General features: G+C 68.8%; 10 protein-coding genes. 8 read left to right on the top strand and 2 right to left on the bottom strand.

Annotated features, from left to right (window positions below; all coding sequences use genetic code 11):
- Positions 1–94: 94 nt before the first annotated feature.
- From HUA74_RS17990 to HUA74_RS18005, 4 genes are all read left to right on the top strand, one after another.
- The gene (locus HUA74_RS17990; RefSeq protein ID WP_174455471.1) at positions 95–577 is read left to right on the top strand and encodes a Fur family transcriptional regulator; all 483 of its coding nucleotides are present in this window, start codon (positions 95–97) and stop codon (positions 575–577) included.
- Position 578: 1 nt separating this feature from the next.
- On the top strand, positions 579–1,091 hold the full coding sequence (locus HUA74_RS17995; protein ID WP_174455472.1) for a TlpA disulfide reductase family protein: 513 nt from the start codon (positions 579–581) through the stop codon (positions 1,089–1,091).
- Positions 1,092–1,172: 81 nt separating this feature from the next.
- Positions 1,173–1,454 (top strand): septum formation initiator family protein, encoded by a 282-nt coding sequence (locus HUA74_RS18000; RefSeq protein WP_141648665.1) that lies wholly within the window; start codon positions 1,173–1,175, stop codon positions 1,452–1,454.
- On the top strand, positions 1,451–3,616 hold the full coding sequence (locus tag HUA74_RS18005; protein ID WP_141648664.1) for a diguanylate cyclase: 2,166 nt from the start codon (positions 1,451–1,453) through the stop codon (positions 3,614–3,616). The genes HUA74_RS18000 and HUA74_RS18005 overlap by 4 nt, the downstream gene beginning before the upstream one ends.
- 69 nt (positions 3,617–3,685) lie before the next feature.
- Here the strand turns inward: HUA74_RS18005 and HUA74_RS18010 are convergent, their stop codons facing one another.
- Positions 3,686–5,935, bottom strand: a complete 2,250-nt coding sequence (locus HUA74_RS18010; RefSeq protein ID WP_174455473.1) for a di-heme oxidoredictase family protein — start codon at positions 5,933–5,935, stop codon at positions 3,686–3,688.
- Positions 5,936–6,143: 208 nt separating this feature from the next.
- Here HUA74_RS18010 and HUA74_RS18015 point away from each other — a divergent pair, with 208 nt between their 5' ends.
- Both HUA74_RS18015 and HUA74_RS18020 read left to right on the top strand, forming a co-directional pair.
- On the top strand, positions 6,144–6,941 hold the full coding sequence (locus HUA74_RS18015) for a class I SAM-dependent methyltransferase (protein WP_174455474.1): 798 nt from the start codon (positions 6,144–6,146) through the stop codon (positions 6,939–6,941).
- A gap of 97 nt (positions 6,942–7,038) precedes the next feature.
- On the top strand, positions 7,039–7,938 hold the full coding sequence (locus HUA74_RS18020; protein WP_217443483.1) for a hypothetical protein: 900 nt from the start codon (positions 7,039–7,041) through the stop codon (positions 7,936–7,938).
- A gap of 84 nt (positions 7,939–8,022) precedes the next feature.
- Here the strand turns inward: HUA74_RS18020 and HUA74_RS18025 are convergent, their stop codons facing one another.
- Complete coding sequence (locus HUA74_RS18025) at positions 8,023–9,732, bottom strand: HAD-IG family 5'-nucleotidase (protein WP_141648660.1); 1,710 nt, start codon at positions 9,730–9,732, stop codon at positions 8,023–8,025.
- A gap of 389 nt (positions 9,733–10,121) precedes the next feature.
- On the opposite strand from HUA74_RS18025, the gene HUA74_RS18030 reads away from it, so the two are divergent.
- Positions 10,122–12,173, top strand: a complete 2,052-nt coding sequence (locus HUA74_RS18030) for a serine/threonine-protein kinase (RefSeq protein ID WP_174455476.1) — start codon at positions 10,122–10,124, stop codon at positions 12,171–12,173.
- 2 nt (positions 12,174–12,175) lie between these two features.
- Entirely contained in the window at positions 12,176–12,841 is a 666-nt protein-coding gene (locus HUA74_RS18035; protein WP_174455477.1) for a response regulator transcription factor, read from the top strand.
- The last annotated feature ends 2 nt before the right edge of the window (positions 12,842–12,843 follow it).

The raw sequence follows: 12,843 nt of genomic DNA on the forward strand, positions 1-12,843 counted from the left end.
GCTGGGGGGAAGGGCGGGGCGCGCGCGGTTCCGGGGCGCGGTTACACAAGGATGAGAGGGCCAACGCAGGGTCGGCCCCCTACCGAGGGATTTCATGCAGGGCCACGACCACGACCACGACGACATCAAGGACAAGGACGAGGTGCTCGCCCGCTACATGGCCCAGCATGGCCTGAAGAGCACGCGGCAGCGCAGCCTCATCATCGACACCTTCTTCGCCGTTGGCGGCCACCTGTCGGTGGAAGAGCTGTGGAACAAGGTGCGGTCCCAGGACGCGAAGGTCTCCGTCGCGACGGTGTACCGGACCATGAAGCTGCTCAACGAGTGCGGCCTGGCCCACGCCCGCAACTTCGGCGATGGCCAGACGCGCTACGAGGCCGCGGCGGGACGAGACCACCACGACCACCTCATCTGTACCCGGTGCGGCACGATCATCGAGTTCGAGAATGATCGCATCGAGACGCTCCAGGACGCGGTGGCCAGGAAGCACGGCTTCGCGGTGACGTCGCACAAGATGGAGCTGTACGGCCTGTGTCGGGACTGCCAGCGCGGGGCCCCCCTGCCCACGGAAGCGTGAGATGAGCGCCGCCGCGCGAGCCCTGGCCTGCATCGCCCTGCTGTCACTGGCGGGGTGTCGTGGCTCGCGGCCGGTGGATGCCGGACCGGCCTTCCTCCAGTCGCTGGCCCTGCCGTCGGTGGGCCCCACCCGCCACGACGTGCGCAAGCTGCAGGGTAAGGTCGTCCTGGTCTCCTTCTTCGCGACCTGGTGCTTCCCGTGCCTGGCGGAGATGCCAACGTTGGAGGCGCTCCAGCGCGACTATGGCGCGCAGGGACTGCAGGTCGTGTCGGTGGGGATGGACCTGGAAGGCACGAAGGTGCTCCAACCCTTCGCCGAGCACTACGCGCCCCGCTACCCGGTGCTGGTGGCCTCGGAGTGGATGATCGAGGGCCGCAGCCCGTTTGGCCCCATCAAGGGGCTGCCCACCACCGTCCTGCTGGACCGGCGGGGCCGCGCGGTGGCTGGCTGGCAGGGCGTGGAAGGCCACGGCGACGTGGCGAAGGCGATTGAAAAGCTGCTGAAGCAGGACTGAGCGCGCAAAGTCGACGGGTGCTACAGGTCTGGAGCGGATTTCTTGCGGGGGCGAGGCTCGCTGGTACCGTCGACGGCGTTCATGACGGCTCGCGGAAAGCTCCTGGTGGTGGCGGTGGGTGTGGCGGGGGCCTTGAGCCTGCTGTCAGTGGCGGATGCCAAGGGCTTCCGCCGTTACCTCTCCTTGAAACAGGACGTGGGTGCGCTCCAGCAGCGCAACACCTCCCTGTCCGAGCAGAACGAGGCGCTGCGCCAGGAGATCGCCGCCCTGCGCAAGGACCCCGCCGCGCTGGAGCGGGCCGTCCGTGAAGAGCTCGGCTACGTGAAGCCGGGCGAGCTCGTCTTTCATCTGGAGTCACCATGACGTCGCTGAGCGCGTTTCCGTCGCCCGGAAGGTTGCTGCGTCATGTCGTGCGGCTGCTTCCCACCGTGGCGGGGCTGTCCACGTTCCTCCACCTGGCGCGCGGCGGCTTCCGAGGCCTGCACACGCTGGGCTGGACGGAGGCCGGGCTGGTGCTGTTCCTGCTGGTCGGCATCGCCGTGGCGGCGTGGCGCCGGGCCATGCGCGGCTCGGTGGGCGCGGTCATCGACCTGCGTGATGACCTGGAGCTGGGCGGCGGGCTGGTCGCCGCGGGCTTCATCGTCGTGGCCATCGGCGGCGGGGAGCTGTTCCCCATCGTCTATCTCTTGATGGCGTTCCTGGTCGCCTTCCTGCCGCGCAACGCGGGGCTGACGCTGCTGGGCGTGGCGCTGGTGTTCGACGCGCTGGTGACGCTGGGCGGCCCGGTGCCCAACGCGGCGAGCTTCGCGACGCACTCGGCGTTCCTCGTGCTGTTCGCCGGTCTGTACCACCTGGTGCTGGCCTCGCGCATCGCAGTGGCCCGCCGCGCGGAGAACGACGCGGTGCAGAAGCGCATCCGCGAGGTGGAGGAGCGCGCGCGCACCTTCCGCCTGGTGAGCTCCGGCACGGCGGACAGCTTCAGCGGCATGAGCTCCGACGAGAAGTGGCTCGTCGCCTCGGTGAAGGAGATTGAAGGCGCGGTGCACGCGGCGCTGGAGATCGCCGAGACGGGCCTGCGCACCCACACCTGCGCGGCCTTCCTCCTGGCCTCCGATGACCGCAGCCTCAAGCTCTACGACTGCCGCTCCGGCTCCGAGCGCGTGCAGCGCGAGCGCTTCGGCGCGGGCGAGGGCATCATCGGCGGCGTGCTCAAGCGCCGCGCGCCGGTGCGGATGAACTCCGCCCAGGGCCTCAAGGGCGTGACGTACTACGAGGGCGGCGGCCCCAATGTGCAGGCCCTGCTGGCGGTGCCCATCATCGAGGGCAGCGGCCTGGTGCGCGGCGTGCTCGTGGCGGACCGCCTGAGCCATGAGCCGTTCAGCGACCAGGACGAGAAGCTCCTGAGCACCATCGCTGGTGAGGTGCTGCGCTCCATCGAGGTCGAGCGGGTGATGAGCTACATCCGCAAGACGCGCGACGAGAAGGACCGGTTCTTCAAGGCCATCGAGGAGCTGAACCGCGCGGGCAGCCCGGAGCAGGTCTTCGTGGCGGTGCTGGAGAGCACCCGGCAGTTGGCGAGCCTGGACTTCTGCGCGGTGACGCTGGTGTCGGAAGTGGACGGCAAGCGGATGCACCGCGTGGCGCGGATGACGGGCGTGACGGCGCACGGCAAGGCTTTGGAGGGGCGCTCCTTCGCGGACAACAACGGGCTGGTCGCCAACGTGGTGCGCTACGGCGCGCCGCTGCCGGGAAGAGATCTCAAGGCCATGGACCGGCAGGTCATCTTCGACGACGAGACGCAGATTCGCGGCCTGGGCGCGCTGAAGATCTTCCCGCTGGTGGCGGGGGACCGCATCCTGGGCACGCTGGTGGCGGGCTCGCGCAAGAAGGCGAACTTCGAGCAGGACGTGCTGCGGATGATCGAGGTCATCGCCATTCAAGCCGCGCAGGCCGTGCTCCGCGCGCAGCTCTACGAGCAGATGGAGCGGATGGCGACGACGGACGGCCTCACCGGCCTGTTCAACCACCGCACCTTCCAGGCGAAGGCGGACGAGATTCTCGCGCAGGCGCGGCGCTACCAGCGCAAGTGCTCCGTCGTCCTCACGGACGTGGACCACTTCAAGAGCGTCAACGACACCTATGGCCACCCGACGGGCGACCAGGTGCTCAAGGGCGTGGCGCGCATCATCAAGTCCATGGCGCGCGACACGGACGTGGTGGCGCGCTACGGCGGCGAGGAGTTCGTCATCATCATGCCGGAGACGGACGCGAAGGGTGCGTTCACCATTTCCGAGCGGATTCGCGAGGCGGTGAAGGCGGAGGTCTTCCAGACGGAGATGGGGCCGCTGCGCATCACCATGTCGCTGGGCATCGCCACCTTCCCCGACCACGGGATGGAGAAGCAGCAGCTCATCGACCTGGCGGACCAGTGCCTCTACCACTCCAAGCGCAACGGCCGGAATCAGTCCGTCACCGTGGCGCAGATGCAGGGTGGCCGGAAGCTCCAGGCCGTGGAGGCCTCGTAGTCTCCCGGCTCGGAGAGCCCCTGTCTTCGGGACTCCCCGAGCCGAGTGGAACCCGGCGGGTCCGACGGCCTACAGCGACTGGAGGAACCTCACCAGCGCGGCGCGGTCCGAGGCGTTCATCGCGACGAAGGCGTTCTTCGAGGCGTTGCCCTCGCCTCCGTGCCAGAGGATGGCCTCGGTGAGGCTGCGCGCGCGACCGTCATGCAGGTACGCCTCGCCGCCGCTGACGCCCGCCGTCAGGCCGATGCCCCACAAGGGGGGCGTGCGCCACTCGGAGCCGGAGGCGATTCCTTCGGGCAGGTTGTCGGCCAGGCCCGTGCCCATGTCGTGCAGGAGCAGGTCGGTGTACGGGCGGATGGTCTGTCCGCGCAGCTCCGCGTTCGGGTGCCAGGCGCTGGTGGTGAGCGAAGCCGCGTGGCACTTCGCGCAGCCCGCGTTCGCGAAGAGCGTCTCTCCGCGCAGCGCCGTGGCATCGCGCAAGTCGCGCCGCGCGGGCACGCCGAGCAGCGCCACGTAGCGCACCATCTTGTCCAGGTCCGCGTTGTTCAGCTCCTGGCTTGCGCCCGCGCACCCCTGCTGCGACGGACCGCAGTCACCCGTGGGGAACACGGCGTTGGTGACGCCAATGTCCCGGTTGAGGGCCTCGGCCACCTGGTGCTTCAGCCGGGCGATGCCGGCCTTCCACCCGAAGCGGCCCAGCCGCGTCTGGCCCGTCTCCGGGTCGACGACGGCCTGCATGCGGCCGGAGATACCGTCCCCGTTGCTGTCATTCGGGTCGGCGAGCCCCGCGACGGCCGTCTCCGGAACGGCCTCCAACAAGCCCAACCCCACGAGCTGCGGCGTGATTCGCGCCGAGTGGTTCGTGGGGATGACGTTGAGGAAGGTGTAGTTGGGCCTGCGCAGCTCGTAGCCCGAGCCATCCGCGAACTGACCGGTGCTCGTCGTCCAACTGGCGATGCGCACGTCCGCCTCGGGCGTGCCGCTGGTGCTGCGCGGCTGGAGGCGGAAGCCCAGGAACGGGTCCGCCGTCACCGTGGAGCCATTCACCCGGCCCACCTTGACGACGTAGTTGCCCAGGGTGGTGTTGACCGCGGGCGGGAGGCCTCGGCCGTTCTGCACGTGGCAGGAGATGCACGAGCGGGAGATGTAGTGGGGCCCCAGCTTGTTCACCTGCGACGACATGACGGGGTTGCCTGGCTCCGAGTGGCTGCCGTCGCTGAAGTCGGTGTGGTGCAGGCGGCGGCCCTCGACGAAGGGCTGCGCGTTCACCGGCGCCATGTTCAGCGCCATCTGCAGGAACCGGTTCCTCGGCTCGTTGGAGTAGGGGTAGTTCAGCGTCGTGCGTCCCCCTGACCAGCCCGCCGCGGGGAGGGCGAAGGAGTCGAGGATGGCGCCCTGGCCCTCGAACGGGACGATTCCCGCGCTGCCCACGAGGTAGAGCAGGGCGCGGCCGTAGTAGTTGAACCGACCTTCCACCGGTTGCCGAAGGAAGACGCCGGCCTCGATTTCCATGCGGTCTCCCACGCGGATGGCCCGGCCCTCCTTGGCGTTGAAGTTCACGCTCGCGGTGTAGAGGAAGTCGTTCACCCGCTCGAAGGTGCCGTTGTGGAAGTACTCCGCCACGGTGTTGAGGCCGCGGAAGAAGGCGCGGAAGTTCGTGCCGTCGTGCGGATAGACCGTGTGCAGGTTCACCTTGATTTGACTGCCGCCCTTGGCCACCTCGTCGATGATTTCGAGCCAGAAGGTGCGGTTCTCGAAGTAGCGCGCCAGGTAGTGGTCATAGGCCTGGTACTGAGACTCGCGCGCGTGCCTGTCACGGACGCGGTCTCCCACGCGGGTGATGAGCGCGGTCGACGTGTCCTGCGTCGTCGCGGGTTCCAGCGCGGTACCGCTGTTGAAGAGGGGAATGATGTTCCCCACGTCGGGCGGGGGCCCGGCGTCGGGGGTGCCCGTACCGGCATCCGGAGTCCCGGTGCCGGCGTCGGGTTGCGAGGTGCCCGAGTGCGTGTAGCGTGCCCACGCCGTGTCAAAGGCGCAGTTACAGGCCACGTCCCAATACGTGAACGAGTAGTCGACGAAGTCACCGGTGTTGAGACCGCTCACCGTGAACTCGTTGCGGCCGTTGGTGACGGCCATCCTCACGTTGAGCTGCAAACCGTTGTTCACCTTGTAGTGGATGTCTGCCCACGACGTGGTGTCGATGAAGAAGATGGCGGACGAGCCAGACGGCTGAGCGCCAGAGGTGGCGGCGCTCGCGGAACTGGCCGCGCATGCCGCCATCAACAATGCCACGGCCACTCCTGTTGCTCTCTTACTCATGCGTGTTCTCCAGGGGGATCCTCCGCATGGTGGCTTCGGCTTTATCCACCATCCGAAGGAAGTGGAGTGTTAGGCCGAGAAGCCAAGAATTCCTATGATGTTCGGAAAATTTATCTACTAGGGTTATTTTCCGGACATCCCCGACAGCTCGGACTTGCGTCCTGATGCGTTGCGTTGAGGGGCGACTGGGGCAGGATGCGCGCCGCTCATGCCCCCCGTACCCCTGGCGGTGACGACCAGCACCAAGGTGGATGCCGCGCAGCTCCAGGAGGCGAGAGCCGTCGCGGCGCGGTGGGGCCTGCCGTTCCTTCCGCGTCGTTCGAAGGAGGGCATCGCCCCCTGGCTTGGGACGAAGGTGGAGGCGCTGCTGGTGGTGGGCGGAGATGGGGTGACGCTGTGGGAGCCGGAGGGTTCCTTCGGGTTCCATGCGGGCATGGCGCACCTGCGACTCATGCGCCTGCGCGCGGGGGAGCCCGACACGTTCGTCCGGGTGGCGGAGCTCGGGGCTGGAGACTCGGTGCTGGATTGCACGCTGGGCCTTGCGCAGGACGCGCTGGTGGCCTCGCTGGCGGTGGGCCCCTCCGGACGCGTCGTCGGACTGGAGAAGAGCCTCGCGCTGTGCGCCGTGGCGGGGGAGGGGCTGCGTCGCTACGAGCGGGGGGCCGACGCGTGCGCCGTCGAGGTGGTCCATGCGGACGCGCGCGAGTACCTCACGACGCTGCCGTCCGCGTCTTTCGACGTGGTGTTCTTCGACCCGATGTTCGCGAAGCCGAAGAAGGCACAGCCCGCCTTCGAGGTGCTGCGCCGCTTCGCGGAGCATGCGCCCCTCACGGCGGAGACACTCGAAGAAGCCAGGCGCGTGGCACGCCGGTGGGTGGTGGTGAAGGGCGCGCGCTACACGGATGACCTGCGAAAGCTCGGGCTCACACCGGAGCCGCTCTCCCGCTTCTCAGACGTCGCCTGGGGGCGCGTGGCCGCCCACGTCCCGGCGAAGTCGTCCTCGTGAATCGCGACGGTGCACATCGCGGTGACTGGGATGGGTTGGAACCGTCGGCGGGACAGGGGCGTCTGCAGGGAGCCCCTTCCTTCCCCCGGACTCCTCCGTGATGCGTCATCGCTGGCTGTTCGCCATGAGCCTCCTGGCCATCGCCGCGCCTGGCCCGCAGTCACCGGAGCCGAGGGCCGTGGCCGCAGTGACGAACGCACGTGCCTGGATGCCCGGCATCGAGCGTACCTACAACCTCTTCTATTACGAGGAGCGAGGGGCCCGCGGTCCGGGGGAGGATATCGCGCGACCGGCTCGGATCAGCTCCCTGCAGGGTGAGCTGCGCGTCGCGGTGGTGGGCCTTCGGGAAGGGGAAGTCGACCTGCGGGCCTCGGTCCGCGCGCAGGCGTACTTCGAGTCGAGTCGTGGCTCGGGTCTGCATTCCGAGTCCTCCATCACGCAACTTCAGGCCACCGTCTACGTGCTGCTCGATGCGCGAGGCGCGGCGCTCGTGACGTACTTCGAGCCCGGGTTGGAGCCCTGGAAGCGGGACATCCTGTGGTCGATTGTCGCGACCTCACAGTTCGTGAGGCCAGAGGTCCAGGGAGAGACCTGGCGGACGCAGGAGCTGGATGTCACCGGGGTGTATGCGGCCCGCTATCAGCACCACCCCAGTGATCACCCGTATCGCAAGTACCAACGGACGAAGGAGCACTACCTCCGACTCTCCAGGCCGGACGGACTGCATCCCCTCGCGGCCTCCGTGCAGGTCTCCCTGAACGCCCGGACCGACTTCTACCTGGGTGAGGACACCTGGCCCGAGTTGGTGGAGGCGCGTGAGTACCGGGCGATGACGTCGACCGTGGGGGAGGTGCCGCCCTCCGCACAGAAGCTCTCGATGACCTTGTCGCGAGTGTCTTCGCGTCGCGCTCCCGAGCTCATCGGCGCGCTGGAGCTTCAGCGTCCCCGCCTGGACGCCGTGCCCCTGTCCACCCGGGTGCTTGTCCCAGGTGGATGACACCGGGGCACGCGGGCGGAATCAGGAGTCAGCGCCACGCGAGTGGCCCTTCCCTGGCGCGGACCAAGGAAGGGGAGGGCGCCGTCAGTCCTTGCCAGCACCCTTGGGCGGACCCTCGCCACCCATGGGGGACAGCCGCGCGGACAGCGCTCCGGCCTGCTCATGCGGCATCTGATCTCGCGGTGAGCGGTAGTACTGCATGGGCGAGTGGTGCAGGAAGTTGGAGACGCGGCTCGTGTAGAGGCACGCGTACTGCTCCACCTGGTAGCCGAAGCGGCTGTTCTCGTTGCCCTCCTTGAACAGCAGGCCCCAGTACGGGTTGAAGCCCTCCTCGACGTCTTCCTCCAGCGTGTCCGCGATGCCCGTCGCGTCCTTCAGCGCGCGACGCATCTTGTCCAGCTCCGACTTCAGCTGACGGCGCTGCTCCTCCACGGACTCGCGCTCGGAGGGCGTCAGCGGCTCGCGCTCCAGCCGCCGCTCCAGCAGGTTCAGCAGCGTCTTGTGGTGGTTGACCTCGTCATCCAGGCGCTCGCGGAGGATCTCCATCTGGGTGAGGGTGCCAATCTCCTCGCGCCGCGTGGCGGTGTAGGTGATCTCATCCTCGATCTCCTGCACCACCATGCACGTGCGCCACAGCGACGACTTCTTCGACTTCAGGATGTCGCCGTAGATGTGGTCGCCGACGTACAGGATGTTCTCACCCCGGTAGCCCGTGAGCTCCTCGAAGCGCGCCAGGTTGCCGCCCGAGTACGCCTTCCCCCGGTCCAACGACGTGGCCTCGCCCACGGGGCGGCCTTCCTCCGTCGACGTGTCCAGCTCCAGGAACGGCCGCGCGTCCGTGAAGAAGCCCGGCTTGCCCGCGGCGGTCACGACCACGTCGAAGTAGTTCCGCCAGCTCGGGTACTCCGGCAGCTGCCCGTCCAGCAGGTACTTCATCACCGCGTCCGTGTAGTCCCACGCGGAGTTCGTCAGGAGGAACAGCCGCTTGCCGCCCGAGCGCAGCTTGTGCAACGCGGGCCCCAGCTCCGGGTCCAGGAACACGTACCGGCCCAGGTCCTTGCGAACCTCGCGCTTGAGCGAGTTGTCCCGGTGCACCGCGTCGATGGCCTCGCGGATGTCGTCGTAGAGCTTGCCGTAGTCCACGCTCTGGCCCAGCGACTCCAGCAGTTCGATGATGCCCGCGAACAGGCACGTCTCCGGCAGCGCGAACAGCGTGTCGTTCCAGGCGAACTGGGGGTTGCGCAGCCGCACGCGCTTGTTGCGATACAACTCTCGCGACACCTCCGGCTTCAGCGGACGCAGCCCGTGGTACGCGCGGCCCACGTGGCCGAACCGGTCCATCTTGAGGATGTTCCCGTTCAGGCGATCCACCGCGAGCCCACGCATCACGAAGTGGTGGTCGTAGAGCAGGTGCCCCACCAGCGGAGGGTAGTGGTACTCGCTGATGAGCTTGGCCAGCGTCATGTCGAACGACAGCTGCTCCAGCCGGCGCATGTGGTAGATGGCCAGCGTGTAGTCCATGTCGAAGCCGATGAGCTCCAGCCCAGACATGCGCAGGTTGCGGTTGACGAAGACCTCCCGCGCCCTCGGAACGGTGTCCCTGGGGGCTCGCGGGGTGGAGAGCAGCCGCGCCAGCGTCTCATCCTCGAGGAGCTGCTGGGCGTGCTGAGCCGCCGCCTCCGAGCGCGCGCGGTTGAGAGGTGAACGGAAGCTCCCGTGAAGCGGGTCCGGGGAGGGCCCGCCCGGGATGGGACGGAAGGGGGACAGGGTTGGAGCCACGGGACGTCCACACATAACACGCGTGCTGGTTCGCGGCTCGGTCCTTGAGGGCACTGGACGGGCGTGGCACGCTCAAAGGCCGCGATGCGTTCGCCTGTCCGACGTCAGCCCTCGGAGACCGCCGAGGAACTCCATGCGCGCCTGTCCACCCGGGTCGCCGCGCTCGAGGACCGGGTGCGCCGTCTGGAGGCCCGGCTGCGCGCGGCGTCGCCTCGTCCCGTCGCCACCCCTCGGAGCACCTCCGGGCGAGCGGCCGAGCCCTCGAAACCGGAGTCCCGGCGAGCGCGCCCGCGCTGCCCCGGCTGTACCTTGGAGCTCCCCCCAGGCCGACGCGGCGAGTCGTGCGTCTGGTGTGGCTTCGTCTTTTCCGCAGTGACTCGCCGTCGCCCGGCGCGAAAGAAGCGATGAGCGCCACGTATCGTCTGACGGGTCGAATCGAGTCCGGAGAGCTGGCGGAGCTATACGAGGCCGTCCAGGCTCCGTCGGGCGAGGTGGTGGTGAAGCTCTTCCACCCCAAGACGTCGGACCCCGCCTACGCGCTGGACCTGGCGGAGACGACGCGGCTGCTCCAGTCCGTGCGCCACCCGGGCATCCTCCATGTCGTGGACATGGGCGTCGTGCGTCAGCGGCTCGCCGTGGTCCGCCAGGACGTGGATGGCGCCCTGTTGGGGACCGCCCTCCAGCGTCTGCACACCAAGGAGGTCCTCCTCCCCTCGGCGGTGGCGCTCTACATCGTCATCCAGTTGCTGGACGCCGTGCAGCACGCGCACGACGCGGGCGTCATCCACGGAGCGCTCACGCCCGGCAACGTGGTGCTGGGCCGGGCTGGCACGCCCGCGGTCTGCGACTTCGGCGCGATGCGCGCGCTCCTGGCCGTGCCCCAGCTGCGCAAGTCCTTCGCGGGGCGGGGCCGCGGCACATACCGCGCGCCCGAAGTCACCCGGGGAGAGGCCGCCACGGAGGCGTCCGACGTGTACTCGCTGGGCGCCATCGCCTACGAGCTGCTCACGCAGCGCGAGCCGGTGATTCCCGGCAGCGGCGGTGTCTCCACGCGCCGCAGCGAGGGGCTGCCTCCGCCCAGCCGGTTGGATCGCCGCATCAACGCGCGGTTGGATCCGCTCGTGCTTCGCGCGCTGGAGCCCACCGCCGCACGGCGCTTCCGCTCGTGCGCGGAGTTCTCGAACGCGCTGCGCAACTTCCTTTCGGCCAGCGGAGGCATGCCGGGCGCGGACGACGTGCGCCGCTTCGTCACCGAGCTGTTCCCCAACGAGGTCAGCATCGCGAGCCTCACGGCCCCACCGTTCAAGGAGCCCTTCTCCCTGGAGCCCATCTCCGGCGCGGAGATGGACGACCTGGGCGCCGAGGAGCCCGAGGCCTCCATCGTCCAGCGCGCCCCCTACACCCGCGCGCTCTCGGAGACGGAGGCCCGCGCGGAGACGCTGGAGTCCGTGCCCGGCTTCGAGGAATACCGTCCCGAGGACTACGAGCCGGACATCGCCGCCGCGCCCGCCCCGAGCGCTCCGGAGCCCGAGCAGCGCCTGCCCGACGGGGATTGGACGGAGGGGACGCAGGCCCCCGGTGTCGAGCAGGGCTGGGATGCGCCTCCGGGCGCCGCGCCGCCCAAGCCGCGTCGGCAACTGGGGGCGAAGGGTGGGGGAGCCGACCAGGGGGCCGCGCGCGCACAGGTTCGCAATCCGCGCATGCGCGTCTTCGAGGACTTCTCCTCGCCGAGCCCGCCTCCCGACGATGACGAGGAGTTCTCCGTCGTCGGCCGTCGCGCCGCGGCTCGGGCCAAGCGCGCGCCGCCGCCCGTGGAGAAGGGGCCTCGCACGCTGCCGGACCCATTCCCCGCGGTGGCGCACCCGGGCCGGCGCGACGACATCGCGATGCCACCGCCTTCCGCGCCCGCGCTTCCCGCGCAGCCCTCCCCGCGGATGAACACCGACGAGCGGAGCATCCGCGATACGCAGCACCGTCGCGGTCGACTGGTCGCCATCGCCGGAGTGCTGGCCCTCGTCGGCCTGTCGACGTTCGTCATCGCCGCCTGGCGCCTGGGAGGGGACGGCCCTCCGGTGCAGGAGCCCGGGGATGCCCCCGTGCTTCCTCCCGACCCGACGCCGATTCCCCGGCCCGCGCCGCCCCCGAAGGCCGCCGCCGTCCGCGCGCCCGAGCCCCGGGAGGAAGTGGAGGAGCAGGTCGTCGCGCTGAACAAGCCACCCGTCAGGGTGCGCGGCTTCCTCTCCATCGAGACGAACATCCCCGCGAAGGTGTTCCTCGACGGAGACCTCATCAGCCGCTCGACGCCCGTGAGGCGCTACCCCGTGCGTGTCGGCTCGTACGAGGTCATGATGATCGCCCTGTCGACCGGTGAGATGAAGAAGATGTCGGTCCGCATATTGAAGGGCAAAGAGAATCAAGTAACCGTGTTGAACTTCAGCGTGCCCCCCCGACGGTGACCATGGACCGCACTCGCATCTTCGTCGTCGAGGACCAGCCGCAGCTGCTCAAGAACCTGCTCAAGGTGCTGAGCACGTTCGAGGAGCTGGAGGTCGTGGGCAGCAGTCAGGAGGGCGAGGCCGCGGTGGAGGACATCGTCCGCGTCCGGCCGCAGCTCGTGCTGCTGGACCTGGAGCTGCCCGGCATCAACGGCATCCAGGTGACGCAGAAGGTGAAGCGTCAGGCGCCGGAGGTGGAGATCCTCATCCTCACCTCGTTCGACGACGAGCAGAAGGTCTACGAGGCCATCCAGGCCGGCGCGTCCGGCTACCTGGTGAAGCGCGTGGGCCCGGAGAAGATTCGCGCCGGCATCCACGAGGTGATGGCGGGCGGCACCGTCCTGGAAGCCATCATCGCCCGTCGCTTCTGGAACTACTTCCAGTCCATCCAGGGCAAGCCCGCCACCCCGGAGAAGAAGGCGGACAACCCCTGGAAGCTGACGCCCACGGAGTTCGAGGTGCTGGGCTACGTGGCCAAGGGGCTGTCCAACGCGGAGGTGGGGCACGTGATGACGCTGGAGCGCCGCACCGTCCGCACGCACCTGTCACATATCTACCGGAAGATGGGCGTCAACTCTCATGTGGAGGCCGTGGTGTTGGCCCTGCGTGAAGGTGTCGTGGACCTGTAGCC

Origin of the sequence: Myxococcus sp. CA051A, assembly GCF_013336705.1 — a bacterium.
Taxonomy (GTDB): domain Bacteria; phylum Myxococcota; class Myxococcia; order Myxococcales; family Myxococcaceae; genus Myxococcus; species Myxococcus llanfairpwllgwyngyllgogerychwyrndrobwllllantysiliogogogochensis.